Annotated in this window: 13 protein-coding genes; 8 read left to right on the forward strand and 5 right to left on the reverse strand. The window is 40.5% G+C overall.

Features of this window, described 5'->3' with window-relative positions:
- Positions 1-124: 124 nt before the first annotated feature.
- The 3 genes from RM553_RS16605 to RM553_RS16615 all read right to left on the reverse strand — a co-directional run bounded on the left by RM553_RS16605 (position 125) and on the right by RM553_RS16615 (position 4240).
- Positions 125-643: a redoxin domain-containing protein gene (locus tag RM553_RS16605; protein ID WP_311536079.1), complete on the reverse strand. Its 519-nt coding sequence runs from the start codon at positions 641-643 to the stop codon at positions 125-127.
- Between the two features lie 97 nt (positions 644-740).
- Entirely contained in the window at positions 741-1769 is a 1029-nt protein-coding gene (locus RM553_RS16610) for a threonine aldolase family protein (protein ID WP_311536080.1), read from the reverse strand.
- 74 nt (positions 1770-1843) lie between these two features.
- Entirely contained in the window at positions 1844-4240 is a 2397-nt protein-coding gene (locus RM553_RS16615) for a zinc-dependent metalloprotease (RefSeq protein ID WP_311536081.1), read from the reverse strand.
- A gap of 181 nt (positions 4241-4421) precedes the next feature.
- Here RM553_RS16615 and RM553_RS16620 point away from each other — a divergent pair, with 181 nt between their 5' ends.
- The 7 genes from RM553_RS16620 (at position 4422) to RM553_RS16650 (ending at position 12425) form a co-directional block, all read left to right on the forward strand.
- Positions 4422-5888 carry a circularly permuted type 2 ATP-grasp protein gene (locus tag RM553_RS16620; protein ID WP_311536082.1) on the forward strand — a complete coding sequence of 489 codons (1467 nt, stop codon included), beginning with the start codon at positions 4422-4424 and terminating at the stop codon, positions 5886-5888.
- 9 nt (positions 5889-5897) lie between these two features.
- Positions 5898-6842 (forward strand): alpha-E domain-containing protein, encoded by a 945-nt coding sequence (locus RM553_RS16625; protein ID WP_311536083.1) that lies wholly within the window; start codon positions 5898-5900, stop codon positions 6840-6842.
- Between the two features lie 45 nt (positions 6843-6887).
- Complete coding sequence (locus RM553_RS16630) at positions 6888-7748, forward strand: transglutaminase-like domain-containing protein (protein WP_311536084.1); 861 nt, start codon at positions 6888-6890, stop codon at positions 7746-7748.
- 78 nt (positions 7749-7826) lie between these two features.
- Positions 7827-8924 (forward strand): peptide chain release factor 2, encoded by a 1098-nt coding sequence (prfB, locus tag RM553_RS16635; RefSeq protein WP_311536085.1) that lies wholly within the window; start codon positions 7827-7829, stop codon positions 8922-8924.
- A gap of 69 nt (positions 8925-8993) precedes the next feature.
- Entirely contained in the window at positions 8994-9335 is a 342-nt protein-coding gene (locus RM553_RS16640) for an arsenate reductase family protein (protein ID WP_311536086.1), read from the forward strand.
- Positions 9336-9364: 29 nt separating this feature from the next.
- Positions 9365-9733: a hypothetical protein gene (locus RM553_RS16645; protein ID WP_311536087.1), complete on the forward strand. Its 369-nt coding sequence runs from the start codon at positions 9365-9367 to the stop codon at positions 9731-9733.
- A 118-nt stretch (positions 9734-9851) separates the two neighbouring features.
- On the forward strand, positions 9852-12425 hold the full coding sequence (locus RM553_RS16650; protein ID WP_311536088.1) for a TonB-dependent receptor: 2574 nt from the start codon (positions 9852-9854) through the stop codon (positions 12423-12425).
- Positions 12426-12484: 59 nt separating this feature from the next.
- Here RM553_RS16650 and RM553_RS16655 read toward each other — a convergent pair whose 3' ends face one another.
- Positions 12485-12655 carry a hypothetical protein gene (locus RM553_RS16655; protein WP_311536089.1) on the reverse strand — a complete coding sequence of 57 codons (171 nt, stop codon included), beginning with the start codon at positions 12653-12655 and terminating at the stop codon, positions 12485-12487.
- 356 nt (positions 12656-13011) lie between these two features.
- On the opposite strand from RM553_RS16655, the gene fumC reads away from it, so the two are divergent.
- Positions 13012-14409, forward strand: coding sequence for a class II fumarate hydratase (fumC, locus tag RM553_RS16660; RefSeq protein ID WP_311536090.1), 1398 nt, complete (start codon positions 13012-13014; stop codon positions 14407-14409).
- A 79-nt stretch (positions 14410-14488) separates the two neighbouring features.
- On the opposite strand, the gene RM553_RS16665 is transcribed toward fumC, so the two are convergent.
- A complete protein-coding gene (locus RM553_RS16665) occupies positions 14489-17689 on the reverse strand; it encodes a cytochrome c biogenesis protein CcsA (RefSeq protein WP_311536091.1) in 3201 nt (1066 codons plus the stop codon).
- Positions 17690-17752 lie beyond the last annotated feature (63 nt).

Below are 17752 nucleotides of genomic sequence, written 5' to 3' on the forward strand. Positions count from 1 at the left end.
TAAAACCCCCGGTTTTTCTTAGAAAAACCGGGGGTTTTATTTTTTCCTCTTTTCTCTCTCCTCTTTCCTCTTTCCTCTTAATTATTCCATTTCTAATTTCAAACTTCTACCCTCTAACTTCTTTTCACGCTTCTCCCCGTGCAGGATAATCTTTTTCAAGCACAAAATCTACAGCTTTAAGTAAATCATCAAATTTTGGCCGGGCAAAAAAAGGCATAGATTGTACAGAAGCTGCATACAAAGTGAAATCTGGCTTTATCAGGAAAATTGCAGGTTCAAAAAATACCTCCGGTTCCTCCTCTTTCACTCCTTCAGAAATATATAAATCCCATTTGCGGGCATCTTCAGGAGCAAGCCCATAACCAATAACAAGGTTTTCCACATCCCACTTTTCAACAGTCTTCCCGGCTCTTTCTTTGGAATCCCCACTAACGCAAATTACACTCACTCCTTTCTCCCTGAATTTGTCAATTTTACTATTCAGTTCTTCCAGGTATTTTTTACAAACCGGGCAATGCAATCCACGGTAAAAAACAATCATGGTAAAATTTTCCGGTTTTTGATCCCGCAACTCCCATTGCATTCCGTTTACCGTATCTACTATTAATCCCGGAACTTCCTTTTTTGGCAATGTATTTTTCATATCTCTTTCTTTAGTTTTTGATAAAATACCACTTTTGAAAAGTTCTTGCTATTAAAGCGCAATTAATCTTCTGCTAAGCTTGCCCGAAAATTAAATCCTACAGCTGAATTTCACTCAAAACTTTCAGAAATTTCTGGTGCATTTCTTCGGAATAGTCCAGGTGAGTTACAATCCTTAGTTTTCCCTGCCCCATGTTACTTATCCTAATGTTTTCATCCTGCAGTTTTTCCATAAAGGCGGCTTCATCTGAAGGGTTTCTTAGATAAAATATAATGATATTGGTCTCTACAGGTTCCACTTCAGCCACGTAGGCTTGCGAATCTAAAGTTTCGCCTATTTCCGTAGCCCTTCTATGGTCTTCTGCCAGACGCTCTACCTGGTGGTCCAGCGCGTAAATTCCCGCGGCGGCCATAAAGCCTACCTGGCGCATTCCGCCACCCAAGACTTTTCGCACCCGAATGGCATTTTTCATAATATCGCTATTCCCAATAAGCACCGTGCCTATTGGTGTGCCCAATCCTTTGGAGAGGCATACCGAAATCGTATCGAATATCTTCCCGTATTCCCTCGGATCTTCATTTTTGGCAACTAAAGCATTAAAAAGCCTTGCCCCGTCAAGATGGAGCCCCATATTATGCTCATCACAAACTTTCCTGATCTTTTTAAATTCTTCAAAATCATAACAGGCACCGCCGCCTTTATTAGTGGTATTTTCCAGGCAAACCAAAGTAGAAAGCGGACTATGATAAAAGTCCGGCGAATTGATATTCTCCTCAACCTGCGCCGCAGTGATCATTCCGCGGTGGCCGTCTACAAGTTTGCAGGAAACACCGCTGTTAAAGGAAGCGCCACCACCTTCATAATTAAATACGTGCGCCCATTTATCGCAAATAAGCTGCTCGGCAGGTTGGGTATGCAACTTTATAGCCGCCTGGTTGGCCATACTGCCTGTTGGGAAAAATAATGCCTGGTCTTTACCAAACATGGCCGCCAGCTTTTTTTCCAGTTTATTTACAGTGGGATCTTCTTTATAAACATCGTCCCCAACTTCAGCTCCCATTATGGCCTGTAACATTCCTTTTGTTGGCCGGGTTACCGTATCGCTTCTTAAATCTATTTCTTTCATTTTACTTTAATCCTGTAATTATTGGTTTATCTGAATTTCTTATTGCTCTGAATAGGTCTTAATATGATACATTTTTAATCCCACGCAAAACTTCCAATAGGAGAACCATCCGGAATTTTTGGGGCGTTTGGAATAGCTTTAAATTCTGAAGGATCCTCGCGGAATTCCTTTATTTCCCGGGACATTTGCGTGAACATTGGTTCGTCCTGTTTTCTTAGCCATTGCTGTACCTCATCAATCTGCGCGTTTGCTATGGCTTTTACCTGTGGAGTGGCATCTTTATGCACTGCCAGGTTCATAAGATGCTGGAGCACGTTATATCCTACAGTATTTTGCACTTCCTGCAAATAAGTATCTTTTTTTGAAGTTTTAATAGTTTCAGAAATGAGCCTATCTATAACTTCTTCTAATCCCAGTTGCTCTTTCTCTAAAGATTTTTGCTGAATTAGCCTTGCAGCTCTTTCCGGGTGCAGTAAAAGCCCCAGTGTCATGTCGCTTGCGGTGGCCGGGGCAGCCAGGGCATCAAAGGAAACTCCTGTATTACTCCTGAAGGATTCCCTGGTACGATTAAACCCAAAAGCCCTTGGCGGGAAAAGTTTTAGTTTATCTTTGGGAATAGCCAGTTCTTCGGCAGTAAGGGTTTGCAACACCGCATCTAAAGCTTTTAGTTGTTCTTTTTTATCTACAAATTCCACCACTGTTTCTTTACCTCCTTTTACGGCATAATTGTAATTGAGGCCGCCAATCGTCTTTACAGCTGCTTCAGTTTGATATCGGTGAAAAAAATAGAGCGGTACAAAAACATCTTCTAAAACAGTATACGGCTCATCTGTCCTTATATTATCTTCAGAAAAATCCTGAATAGCTTTTTTTCTAATTTTCAGCACTTCTTCAAGTTCTTCTGCAGCGTTGGCGCCATTGTCCCAAAGATGGGCGTTTATATGCGCTCCTCCTGCCGCCCTCGCATCACTGTCGGTTATAAACTGAAGCCCCTGCGCCGTGGCTTCAGAAATAATGTTGTTCAGGTATTCTTTTTGGCTAACACCTTCAGGTATACCACTATAGCTGTATTTTACCGTAACTTTGTCCCATTCTCCTATTCCGGTATCATAGGCATTGCTTAAATCTATTTTACCGTTTTTCAGCTCGAATTGTGGATGCGGATAATCCATAACCGAAGCCCTCTTGCTAACACTGGCCGCAAAATTATGCGCAAAACCAAGGGTATGCCCAACTTCATGTGCCGCCAGTTGTCGTATCCTGGCCAGGGCCATTGTCATCATTTGCTGATGGTTTTCATCATTTTCAGCAAACGGGTTATTGAGCAAAGCCTGGGCAATCATAAAATCCTGCCTTATACGCAGGCTTCCCAGGCTTACATGGCCTTTTATAATTTCGCCTGTGCGCGGATCTACCACGCTTGCACCATAACTCCAGCCGCGTGTAGAGCGATGCACCCACTGTATAACATTGTAACGCACATCCAGGGGATCTGCCTCCTCCGGCAGCATTTTCACCTGGAAAGCATTATTATAGCCTAATTCGCTAAAGGCCTGGTTCCACCAGGAAGCGCCTTCCAGCAAAGCAGATCTCACAGGCTCGGGGGTTCCTGGGTCCAGATAGTAAATGATGGGTTCCTCAGCTTCACTCACTGCTGCTTCAGGATTTTTCTTCTGTAAGCGATGCCTTATGGCATACCGTTTTTCCAAAGGTTCAAAAACAGGGGAAGCATAGTCATAATAAGAGATTGATATTGCCCCACTCCTGGGATCAAAAAGCCTTTTCTCGTAATGATCGTCTGGCAACTTCACAAAACTATGGTGCTGTACAAGGCTTATATTTTGAGGGTCCGGCACCACACTTCTAACAGTTCCTCCTTCCGGCTCGCCTTCAAAGGTAAGAAGCGCCTCAAATTCCACATTTTCAGGAAAAGCTTTTGTTCCGGAAAGTGATAACGCGCTTTTGCTTTTATTTAATTTATAGCTTCCGTAGTTACCGCGTTTCAGTCTTTGCACTACTCCGTGGGCATCCTGCATAAGGAAAGGAGTAAAGTCTATCACGTAACTGCTGTCCCTTTCCTCTTTTATTTCAAAACCAAAAAGTACCGACTGAGCAAAAGCCTCTTCCACACTTTGCCTTTCCTGTAAATTATCTGTTTCTGCCCTGTACTTGTAGTTAGGCTGAATAAGCAAAAGCTTATTCCCCGCTTTTTTAAATTTTACAATAATACCATCACCTAACTGGCCGCGATCCAGGCCTATATCGTTAGAACCTACACCGCTCCTTATGAAATGTGTATATAAAAATTCCCCATTTAAATTTTTAACTTCAAGATAAAGCTCGTCCTCTTCCTCGTTATAATGAAAATTAAAGAACCCATTGTAAGATTTCAGATTATCTTTTTCCTCTAAAAACTGGGAGATAGAAACTTGTGTTATGAGCAAAAACAGGCAGCAGAAGACTCTTTTCATATAAAATTTAATTGGAGATAAAGTTATAAAAATTGCGCTGCCTCAAAAGCAAAACTGGCTTGAGAAATCCTATAAAAAAGAATCTTTTTATTTAAGAATCTTCAGTTTAGCAAGGGATAAATATGAAATCAGCAGCTTCTAATTCCCTGAAAAGTTGTAATTTATATGAAAAGATATAGTTATGAAAACTCATGAGAACCAACCTACGTTTTCTTCTTATCAAAACGATCCACAATTTTTTGATGAAATTTTTGATGAAAATGATAACGTAAAAGATATTTACAAAACCCTTCTTAATCTCTATAGTGAACATTCTGCCCAGGATTTTGCCCTTTTAAACAACAAGGCCAAAGCTTCATTTTTTAATCAGGGGATTACCTTTCAGGTTTACGGAGAACATGAAATAAAAGAGAAGATTTTTCCTTTTGACCTTTTCCCGAGGATAATTCCCCCTGAAGAATGGGAGCATATAGAACAGGGAGTGTTGCAACGAAGTCGCGCTCTTAATGATTTCCTTTGGGATATTTATCATGATAAAAATATTATCAAGGAAGGCATTGTACCACTGGACCTTATTAATTCTTCGGTAAATTACCTGGACCAGATGATAGGACTCGATCCTCCCGGTGGGATTTACAATCATATTTCAGGAACAGACCTTATAAAACATTCAGACGGGGAATATTATGTGCTGGAAGATAATATCCGTTGCCCTTCAGGCGTGAGTTATGTTATTTGCAACCGTACCGCTTTAAAGAGGGCTCTATTTGGTGTTTTTAACCATTATCAAACCCATACGGTAACAGATTATGCCCAAAACTTACTGGAAATAATAGAGTCTGTTAAGCCTCAGGGGGTAGACAATCCAAATTGCGTGGTAATCACCCCCGGAATTTATAACTCTGCATACTATGAACATTCCTACCTCGCCAAATCCATGGGTGTGGAACTGGTGGAAGGCCGGGACCTTTTTGTAGAAAATGATTTTGTTTATATGAAGACCATAAGAGGGCCTGAAAAAGTAGATGTAATTTACCGCCGGGTAGATGACCTGTTCCTGGACCCGCTGGAGTTTAAGCCAGATTCCACTTTGGGAGTACCAGGTTTATTAGCGGCCTACCGGCAGGGAAACGTGTGCATAGTAAATGCCCCAGGCACCGGCGTGGCAGACGATAAAGCGGTATATACCTATATGCCCGAAATAATCAAATATTACCTTAATGAAGAACCGATACTAAAAAATGTGCATACCTACCATTGCAGCCGTCCAGACGAGTTAAAATATGTACTCGAAAACGTAGAGAAGCTGGTAATAAAACCTGTGGATGAATCTGGCGGGTATGGAATATCTATCGGCAATAAATTAACCAAGGAAGAAATTGAAAAGGTAAAGACCACCATACAAGCCAGTCCGCGTAAATATATCGCACAACCCATAATGTCCCTTTCCACACACGCCACCTATATAGAGGACAGCGAGTCTTTTGAACCCAGGCATGTAGATCTTAGAACCTTTACCCTGCTGGGCCAGGAAAAAGACTTTGTATTAAAAGGCGGCCTCACCAGAGTGGCCTTAAAAAAGGGAAATTTAGTTGTTAATTCTTCTCAGGGAGGTGGTTCAAAAGATACCTGGGTTTTAAAAAAATAAAAGTATTTTATGTTAGCAAGAGTAGCCAATAATTTATTCTGGATGGGACGTTATATAGAACGAACTGAACATGTGGCCAGATATTTAAATGTAAATTATTTTTCTTCACTGGATGCGCCCAACGAGCTTTCGCAATCCCGGCAATTTGTATTAAAGTCTTTGCTTTTTATGGCAGACGACGCGGTAACTTCTTCTAAAGATTTAAATGAAGAAGAAGTGCTTTACAACATTGGCCTTAATCCCGATAAAGATTTTTCTGTTATTAATTATGTAAAGCTTGCCCGGGAAAACGCCAATAGTGCCCGCGATCTTATCTCTACGGAATTATATGAAGCCCTCAACAGGTTTTATCATTATGTGCTGAATTACGACAGGAATACATTTGTAAAAAGCGGACTTTATGATTTTACCGTTCATGTGGCAGAATCTACCGCTGTTCTCCGGGGCAAAATCAGGGGGACACTATTACATGATGAGGTTTATGCCATAATTATGCTGGGTATAAACCTGGAAAGGGCCACGCAAATTATTCGTATTATAAATGCTAAATACAACGATGCCCTTATTGCCAAGGGAAGTTACGGTGATGCCATAAAAAAGAGTTACGAATGGATAACCCTGCTAAAGTGTACGGAAGCTTATGATATGATGCGCCGGCACTACAAAAAAACACCTGATAGCATTAATACCCTGGAATTTTTAATCCTGAACCCCAGCTGCCCGCGTTCCATAATGAATTGCCTTAATGAATTAAGCCGGCACATGGAAGGACTTATAACAGAAAAACGAACCAGGAAAGATTCTGTTGCCTTCCTGGTAGGCAAGGTTAAAGCGGAATATGAATACAAGCATATAGAAGAGATCGAAGGAAACTTCCAGGCTTTTATTGAAGGTATTCAGGATTCCCTGGTTCAAATAGGACAAAAAATGGAAAAGGAATATTTTAACTATTAGCTATGCTCCAGATGACTAAATTTGCACGAATTAAATTTGCCCACAGTGGAATATACAATAAAATACAAAGCGCACAATACTTACGAAGCTTCCACCAATGGAGCTTTATGGCAGTTCCTCATTACTCCTGAAGATAATGAGAACCAGAGCCTGGAGTATTATCAGTTTAAGAATTCCCTGCAAATTGCGGTGGAGAACAGCATCAACGGATATGGCTTTAAAACCTTCAGGGTCAATTCTAAAAATGTTATAAAAGAAATAGAGTTTGAAGCTGAATTTAAATTGTGGAAAAAAGAAGTCAATCCTTTTGAAGGAACACTATCTACAGATCCTGAAAAGGACCTTCAACTTTTAAATGAACTTTCCTTTAGGGTAGAGCATGAGCAATATCTTAGAAGTACAGAGCTTACTTCTTTGCCGTCACAGCCTGAAACAATTTTAGAATTTGACAAATCCCAAAGTATTTTTGAGAATCTTCAGAAATTAAACCAGTGGATTTTTGAAAGTTTTCAGTTTAAACCTGATGTTACCACCATAGATACAGATTTAAACCAGGTCATAAAAAGTAAAAAAGGCGTCTGCCAGGATTTTACACATTTGTTCTGTGCCATGGCCCGGAAAAATAAAATCCCCACCCGTTACGTTTCCGGATATTTGCACCAGGGAAATGGCTATTTTGGAGATTCCCAGATGCATGCCTGGGCAGAAAGTTTTATTCCGGGCAAAGGCTGGACCGGCTTCGATCCTACCAATAATCTCTTAGCCGTGGAGAACCACATTAAAGTAGCGCATGGTAAAGATTATGCCGATTGCCCTCCCATTAAAGGTATTGTTTTTACTTCAGGGGCAAACGAAACAATTTACAGTGTTGAAGTAACTTCTCAACAGCAGCAGCAACAGCAATAGCTTAATTTCAGCAATAATTTCTTGTTAAGGTTTCCCGTAAATAAAAAAAGTGTTATAATTTCGGGTAAAATTGAATAAATGGTTACTACCGATCAGGTAAAAGATATAAAGGAAAGGCTTAGCGCTCTGCATACCCATCTGGATATAGAGCAGAAACAGATAGAGATCCAGAATGATGAGGAAAAAACCTTTGATCCGGATTTCTGGAATGACCCTAAAGAAGCTGAAGCTTTTATGCGGGTCCTGAGGGGGAAGAAGAAATGGGTGCAGGAATATACGCAGGCAAAAAATTTACTGGAAGAACTTCAGGTTTTAATTGAATTTCATGAAGAGGGAGATGCATCTGAAGAAGATGTTCTAAAACAATACGATAAAATTATAAATCTTGTTGAAGGCATTGAATTTAGAAATATGCTTTCTGAAGAAGGAGATGATCTTAGCGCTGTACTGCAAATTACTGCTGGTGCCGGCGGAACCGAAAGTTGTGACTGGGCGCAAATGTTAATGCGAATGTACCTCATGTGGGCCGAAAAGCAGGGATATAAAATTAAAGAGCTAAATTACCAATCCGGAGACGTTGCCGGTATAAAAACGGTCACTTTGGAAATAGAAGGGGAATTCGCTTTTGGATGGCTTAAAGGTGAAAATGGGGTACACCGGTTGGTGAGGATTTCCCCATTTGACAGTAATGCAAAAAGGCACACCTCTTTCGCTTCTGTTTATGTTTACCCACTGGCCGATGAAAGCATAGAAATTGATATAAACCCTTCAGAAATTTCCTGGGAAACCATGCGCTCTTCAGGTGCAGGCGGGCAAAATGTAAATAAAGTGGAAACTGCGGTTAGATTACGCCACGCCCCAACGGGAATAGTGATTGAGAATTCTGAAACCCGCTCCCAGCTGGAGAATAAAAATAAGGCGATGCAGCTGTTAAAGAGCCAGTTATACGAAATTGAACTTCAGAAGCAACAGGCCCAACGAAGGGAGATTGAAGATTCAAAAATGAAAATTGAATGGGGATCCCAAATTCGCAATTATGTGATGCATCCATACAAGCTGGTGAAAGATGTGAGAACCGGAGAGGAAACAGGTAATGTAGATGATGTGATGGACGGGGCGCTGGACGATTTTCTTAAAGCATATTTAATGATGATGGGACAACGGAATGATGATTGATAATAATATTGAGATGTTTTAATTTTAAAATTAATTGTTTATTTTAAGACGTGTAAAGGAAAAAGAAAAATGATTACCATTTACCATAATACCCGCTGTAAAAAATCCCGTGAAGGATTGGAAATTGTAAAAAATTCAGGAGAAGATTATAGAGTAAGAGAATATTTGAAGGTACCTTTAACAGAAGAAGAAATCTCGGCACTTATAGGGAAGATGAACATTTCTCCTATTCAGTTAGTAAGGAAAAATGAGAAAACCTGGAAAGAGAATTATAAAGACAAAGATCTTAGTGACCGGGAATTGATAGCGGTAATGGCAAAAAATCCTAAATTAATAGAAAGGCCAATCGCAGAAAATGAAGAAAAAGCGGTTATAGGTAGGCCGCCTTCAAATATTGAAGAAGTACTGTGAAAGAAAAAGAATCACAAAAAAGGGAGAGAATGAAACTAGAACAAAGGTTAGGACTTATAGGATTGGCAGGCTTGCTTGTAGCAGGCTTTGTTTACACCAATTTGTATATACATAAAAAGAACCGCCAGGATATTAAGGAAATTGCCGAAGAACTGGCTTATGCCTGGAAATCAAAATTAAACCTTACACTGGACCAGGTTCATAAACTGGAAGAACTAATTATTGAATATACCATTAAGAAGAATGAGATTATTAATTCTTCATTGAAGCATGATTCCCAGATCACCAAATTGAAGTCAATTCAAAAATCAGAAAATACAGCGTTAAAAAAACTTTTTAATGAAGAGCAATTTGAAAATTATACTGCTATAAACAGGCAAATTACGCAAAAGTCTTAATTCTTCATTTTGAAATAGATAAGCGGTGACTTCAAAAAAAGTTTCCGCTTTAACGGAATCTTAACCTATTTCAATTAAACCATCTGCATTTTGAGGGGTCAAAAGAGAAAATCTATCTATGACCACCAAAATTTTTCGTGGGTTAAGTTGCACTCTTATCCTTCTTTTCAGTTTTATTTTTACAGCAAATGCACAAAGTCCGGAGGCGGAATACACTATCTCAGGTAAGGTAATTGATAATGACCTGGAGGTCCCTCTGGAATATGCCACTATTTCGGTTACCAACGTAAACGATCCGCAGGATGTAACGGGCGGAGTTACCGATGTGGATGGTAATTTCTCTGTAGAAGTACCGGGCGGCACTTATAACATTGTCGTGGAATTCATTTCTTACGAGCCAAAAAACTTCAATAACCGCAATGTAAATTCTGATCTTGACCTGGGGACGATTCCCCTTGGAGTAAGTTCTTCCAGCCTGGATGAAGTAGTGGTGCGTGCTGAGACCACACAGGTAGATGTGAGACTGGACAAGAAAATTTATAATATTGGGAAAGACCTTACCACTGCCGGTGGAACAGTGAGTGACGCCCTTAACAATGTACCCTCTATTTCTGTAGACATTGAAGGCGGAATAAGCCTGCGTGGTAATGAAAATGTGAAAATTCTAATTAACGGAAAACCTTCAGCCATGGCTGGTTTTGGCGGCACCGATGTGCTTGCACAGCTTCCCGCTGAGGCCATCGAACGTGTAGAAGTAATCACTTCTCCTTCGGCCAGATATGACGCTGAAGGGACTGCAGGGATTATTAATATTATCCTGCGGAAAAAAGAAACCCTTGGTTTCAATGGTTCTTTAACATTAAACACAGGCCATCCTGCCAACGCTGGGGTTTCAGCAAATCTTAATTACAGGACAGAAAATTATAATCTCTTTACCACAACAGGTTACCGGTATTCAGAATCTCCCGGGAACGGCTTTTTTGACACCCGGTACTTCCAAAATCAGCAGGATGCTTTTTTAGATAGCATTCCTTATAACCGCAACATTGAAGACAGGGAATATGACAGGATAAATCGTGGCTTCAATACCAACGTGGGAATGGAATATTACATCAACGATATGTCTTCTATTACCGGTGCTGTTTTCTATAGATATGGTAACGACGATGATCTTACTACTAACATAAGCGAATATTACCTTAATAATGCTCCACAATTGGGTACCTCGAGGTTTGAGCGGGAAACTGAAGATGATGACAGCTACCAGTTCTCGCTTAATTATATCAATAAATTTGATAATGAAGGGCATCAATTAACGGCAGATTTTCAGTACGAGATAGACAAAGAAACACAGGCCTCCTATATTAGGGAGCCGGTAACTTTTAATAATACTGCAAATGATGATATTTCCATTCCTAGGGAGCAAACTTCTACCCTGGAAGATCAGAAAGAATACCTGATACAGGCGGATTATGTGAGGCCAATTGGAGAAGATTCTCAGTTTGAAGCCGGCTACCGCGGAAATTTTGAAAATGAAGTGACCGATTACGAACTTTACCAGGAAAATGCCAATGGAGAGCTTATACTAAACGTAAACCAGACCAACGTTTTTGATTATTCTGAAAATGTGCAGGCATTATACTCGCAATACGGTTCAAGATTTGGCGATTTTAGCTTCCTTCTTGGTTTGCGTCTTGAAAACACACAGTTAAAAGGAACCATTGATTCAGAATTATCTGAAGATGAATTACAGGATATTTATTCCTTTGAAATTGATACCGATTTTGATAATAATTACCTCGGCCTCTTCCCTACCGTAAACCTTATTTATGAATTGGGGGAAGAAGAAAATATTACCCTGGGATATAACCGAAGAATTAACAGGCCCCGTGGCTGGTTTATCAATCCTTTTCCTTCCAGGAGCAGTAGAAACAACGTCTTTCAGGGGAATCCCAATTTACAACCCGCATACTCCAATGCCTTTGATCTTGGATATTTAAAAAGATGGGAGAAATTAACTTTAACTTCTTCAGTTTATTATCAACGGGAAACTGATGCTTTCTCCAGGGTACAGGAAAATGTGAATATTACCATTACCAATCCAAATTACGATCCTGAAGATGCCGATTCAGATCAGTACATTCAGCAGCGAGTAATAAGAAGTATTCCGTTTAACCTTGCGACTAACGACAGGATGGGCGCAGAACTTGGTTTCTTATACAACCCTGCCGACTGGTTAAGGCTGAATGGTAGTTTCAATTATTTTCAGTTTAACCTGGACGGGGAATTTAACGGCACAGACTACAGCCAGAAAAACACCAGTTATTTTGGAAGATTTAGTTCTAAAGTTACCCTGCCCTGGAGCATTGACTGGCAAACCAATGCCTTCTACCGCGGGCCTTCAGATGAAGTACAGGGAACACAGGACGGAATTCTTTCCATAGATGTTGCCTTGAGTAAGGAAATTTTGAATGAACATGCCACTATTTCCTTAAATGTTCGGGATTTATTGAATTCCAGGAAAAGAAGTTCGTACACGCTAACTGATAATTACGAACAGGACAGTGAATTCCAGTGGAGACAAAGGCAAATAAATGTTTCTTTTATATACAGGTTTAATCAACAAAAGAGGCAACAGGAACGCCGTGAAGAAGGAGAAAACGGAGATGGTGAAATGGAAGGGGAATTTTAGAAAAGATAAGATCTAAAAAAAGGGACATTTTACCGTCCCTTTTTTTATGCTGTGCTTTTTTATTGCGCTTCTTCTGCCTTTTTCTTTGCTTTTCTTTCTTTAAGAAGTTCGGTTATTGAACCGCCAAGCCAGTAAGGAACTATGGCCACAAGAAAAAACATTAACCAAAAACCCATGGTTAAAATAACAAGAAAAAGTAAAAACCCAAGATACTGATCAAACTCGAACATAATTCCTTAAATTTTGAATCTTGTCAAAGATATAAACTCTGCCGGCTTATCACAATTAAAATTTAAAATTTTCTAAAACCTCATTTTTTGGTCTTGCGTTTTGTAGAAGTGAAATTTCAGATTTTGACTTTATATATGTACGGGATTTAGCTATAAGCTCCCGGTGAAATAGAAAATATTATCTCTTTTTTATCTTCTTGAACCTTTTACTTTTCAACTCCCCCACTCCAAACATACAAATCCTAAAAATTTATTTTTCCTTATAAAGACGGTTAAGAGTTTCAAATTTAATGCCTTTTTTAGGGCCAAAGACCTCCCTAAAATGTAAATTTGTAAAGCAAATAACCTTTAACATTATGGATTACAGAATAGAGAAAGACACCATGGGGGAAGTTAAAGTTCCTTCAGATAAACTATGGGGAGCCCAGACAGAGCGATCCAGAAATAACTTTAAAATAGGCCCACCGGCGAGTATGCCGCTGGAAATTATCTATGGCTTCGCCTATTTAAAAAAGGCTGCGGCTTACACCAACTGCGAGTTGGGAGTACTTCCTGTGGAGAAAAGGGATTTAATCGCTAAGGTTTGTGATGAGATCCTGGCAGGAAAACATGACGATCAATTCCCACTGGTAATCTGGCAAACCGGGAGCGGCACGCAAAGCAACATGAATGTAAATGAAGTTATCGCCAACCGTGCCCATCAACTATCAGGAAAAGCTATCGGGGAAGGTGAAAAAACACTTCAGCCTAACGACGATGTAAACAAATCGCAGTCATCCAACGACACTTTTCCTACTGGAATGCATATTGCAGCCTATCACAAAATTTCAAAAATCACCCTTCCCGGAGTAAAGAAATTAAGGGAAACGCTGAAGAAAAAATCTGAAGAGTTTAAAGAAGTTGTAAAAATTGGCCGCACCCATTTTATGGATGCCACTCCCCTCACTTTGGGGCAGGAATTCAGCGGCTATGTGGCGCAGTTGGACCATGGCATTAAAGCCCTGGAAAACACCCTTCCGCATTTAGCTGAACTTGCCCTCGGCGGAACCGCTGTAGGAACAGGGCTAAATACTCCAAAAGGATATTCCAAACGCGTAGCCGAATTTATCGCGAAATTTACTGAACTTCCTTTTGTTTCTGCTCAGAATAAATTTGAAGCCCTGGCCGCCCATGATGCTTTTGTGGAAACCCACGGGGCATTAAAACAATTGGCAGTTTCGCTTAACAAAATAGGAAATGATATAAGGATGCTTGCCTCCGGACCCCGAAGCGGGATTGGGGAAATTATTATTCCGGCCAATGAACCCGGTTCTTCCATTATGCCGGGAAAAGTTAATCCTACCCAATGTGAAGCCCTTACGATGGTTTGCGCACAAGTGATAGGTAACGATGTGAGCATGAGTGTAGGTGGCATGCAGGGCCAGTTTGAATTAAATGTTTTTAAACCCGTAATGGCCGTAAACCTTCTGCAGAGTGCCGAGATCCTTGGAGATGCCTGCAGATCTTTTGAAGAGCACTGTGTAAGGGGAATAGAACCGAATACTGAAAGAATCCAGGAACTGCTAAATAATTCCTTAATGCTGGTAACTGCTTTAAATACTAAAATAGGATATTATAAAGCTGCTGAAATTGCCAATACCGCCCATAAAAATGGAACCACTTTAAAAGAAGAAGCCGTGAACCTTGGTTATCTTACTGCTGAAGAGTTTGATGAATGGGTACAACCTAAGGATATGGTTGGAAATTTGAAGTAATTTAAAAGCTCAACATTATTAAAACTAAAAAACCTGCCGAAAAGCAGGTTTTTTTATGTCTTGAATTATTTAAAAGCTATCAAACTACTTCGCTATCCTTCCTTATTTCCTTCTTTGCCTTTTTAGCATAGTATTTCTTGTACCTCCAGTACGAAACTGCTCCCAGCACAGCCACGCCCGCAGCGGTATAATAAATAAAATTAGGGGTTATTACTTTATCTCCGCTCGCATAGGAATGCAATCCGCTTAAGTAGAAGTTCACTCCAAAATAAGTCATCATCACAGAAGAATATGCCACAACAGACATGAAGTTGAATGTCCATCTTCCTCGAAGCCCCGGCACCAGCCGCATGTGGATTACAACAGCATATATCATGATGCTGATTAAGGCCCAGGTTTCTTTAGGGTCCCAGCCCCAGTAACGGCCCCAGCTTTCATTTGCCCATTGTCCTCCCAAAAAGTTACCAATGGTAAGCATTACCAGGCCTACCGTAAGAGCTAGTTCATTAATAATCGTGATCTCTTTTATATTGAGGTCCATTTTCTTTTTATTGGAAGAATTGGTTAAAATCATTAGTAATAAAGCAACCACGCCTAAAATCATTCCCAGCGTCAAAGGCCCGTAACTCCCTACAATTACTGAAACATGTATCATAATCCAGTACGAGTCCAGCACGGGTACTAAATTGGCTATTGCGGGATCTGTCCAGTTGCCGTGAGCGATCATCAAGATAATTGCCGACACAAAAGCGGTTGAGGCAATAGTAAGGTTGCTTTTTCTTCCAAAGGCAAGGCCAAAGAACATGGTTGCCCAGGCCACGTAAATCATAGATTCATAAGCATTACTCCATGGGGCATGGCCAGAAATATACCACCTCGCAGCCAGGCCTGCCGTATGTAAAGCAAATAGAATTGCTATGGAAACGATACATAAGGTAACCAATCCACGCATTATTTTATTATCCTTAAAAATGTTTACGATCACAAAAATGAGCATGAGCACTCCGGCGAGCATATACATCCAGTAAAGATTCCTGAAAATATCATATTTGTTATAAGTGATTTCCGCTTCAATTTTTTCTTCGGAAGGCATTACCTCGGCTCCAAACTTCTGCTGAAAACTTTTAATACTTCCCAAATATTTATCGGCAGTTTCATAATCTCCCGTTTCACGGGCATCTTTAAGCGCGTTCATGTAAAGCGGCAAAATTTGCCTCACGTAAACAGAATCCATGCCTTTAAAAGCCGCATCCTCTACCTCGGGATAAGAAACCCATTTATTATTTTCATCCCCCGGAATAGGAAATATCCTTAAAATATCCCCCTGAAGCGCCTGGTACAACAGGTTTACCTTTTTATCGGTATTGATAAAGTCTTTCTGAAACTTGTTGGGAACCGCTGCCTGATAGGCGCTTTCCAGATATGGAGCTAATTTATAATTGCCGGCATTATCAAAAAAGTCGGTTAAAGACAGGAGTTTTTTACCTTCTTCCACTTTCAGGATATTATGCAGGCTATCATTATGTTTTTCTACATAAATAAGTGGAATATTATACCAAACCATGGGATTTTCAGTCATGGAAAGCAACACCTGGTCTGAAGTCATTCCATTATAAGAATCGGTTTTGCTGAGCTTCCGCAGTAATTCTGAAGAATAGGTGTTGGCGGGCTTCATTCTTCCCCCGACATCCTGGATCACCATTCTTCCAAATTTTGCCGCATGCTCTTCTTTTACGGCATTGGTGGAAATTATAGAATCCATCTGCCGCTGCGCGTTCTCTATATTGGTATGCACATGCTGCTCTTCAGGCGTTTGGGCAAGAGAGCTAAAAGAAACCATCAAAATGGCACTAATGCCTGCCAGCTGTTTCTTCTTCAGTTTTAATTTATCCAAACGTTGCTTTAATTGCCCAAAGCGGGAACCTTTATCAAACAGGATCCACATCAAACCAAAATAAAGCAGAAAATATCCGGTGTAAGTAATCCACGTTCCCCACTGGTCGTGGTTTACCGAAAGTATGGTTCCCTGCTCGTCGGGATCAAAACTGGACTGGAAAAAACGATACCCGCGGTGGTCCAGGATATGGTTCATATAAATTTCATAAGGCACATTTTCCTTGCCTTCTTCCACAATTTCCACATCGCTCTGGAAGGATTTATAACTGTTTTGAGTACCGGGATATTTTTCCGCGATAAAATCATTTAAACGCAGCGCGAAAGGCAATTCTTTTTCGATAGAACCGTAATTGAGGTAAATCTCAAGCCCTGCCAGATTAATTTGTTCCGGTTCGGTGGGGATTCCTTTTCCGCCAAGAAGGGTCACCATTTCCGAATTTCCCTGGGAGCTAACCTTCATTACCACGCCGTCTGGCTGGTCTTTGTTTTTTTGTTTGGTAGGCACCACATCGTATTCGCCCCTTACCACCGGCTCCGGGATTACAAATTGCAGAGTTCCAATATTGTAGAGGGAACGCAGCATAAGTGTTTGGGTAGAATCCTGTACCAGCTGCCCTTGTTTCTGGTCGGCCATTCTCATATAGTCCCCTGCAAAAGGTGAATCTATGGTATATTCTCCTTCCTCATTAACGCTTATATTAATAGCGCCTTCGGTAGGATTGTTAAGAGTAAATAGCGTATTGTGGATATTGCTTACTTCACCTTCTTTAAGGTAGTGGTCGTGGCGCTGGCCCCCGCCGGCTTCCACTATCTTCAAATACTTTTCGCCGCCTTCTGTTGGCACCAGCGTCTCTTCGGCGCTGTCTATAAAATTAAGCACTTCAAAAGTAACAGGCTGCCCGTTGTAATCGGTGTTCAGCACATAATCATTTTCAGTTTCCGGTGCGAGCAATACCTCTTCCTGCAGCACCCTTCTTCGTGGCTCCCCGTTTATTTCGCCATCTATGAAAAATGTGAAATAGGTTTCATGGGTGAGGAATTTATTAGTGGTCTCCCCTTCTCTAATGGGCATAATTCCCTCGTAGCTAATGTACCTGGTTATAAAGGCCCCTATTAAAATAAAAATAAAGGATAGGTGAAGCAGCAGCGTAGACCATTTTTCTTTTTTTAACAGGTGGTAGCGCGGAATATTCCCAATAAAATTTACAAGTAAAAACAGCATAATCCCTTCAAACCACCAGGTATTATAAATTAACACCCTTGCCGTTTCAATACTGTACCAGGTTTCTATAAATGTTCCCAATGCCATGGCAATGGCAAAAACTATGAATAAAACTGCCATTATACGGGTAGAAAAAATGACAGAAGCTATTTTATTCTGCATGAAAGATATCCTTTAAATCGGCTGCAAATTTAAGGAATTTTAACGGTTTTGTAAGACTTCCGC

It is taken from the genome of Autumnicola tepida (assembly GCF_031846485.1).
Lineage (GTDB): Bacteria > Bacteroidota > Bacteroidia > Flavobacteriales > Flavobacteriaceae > Autumnicola > Autumnicola tepida.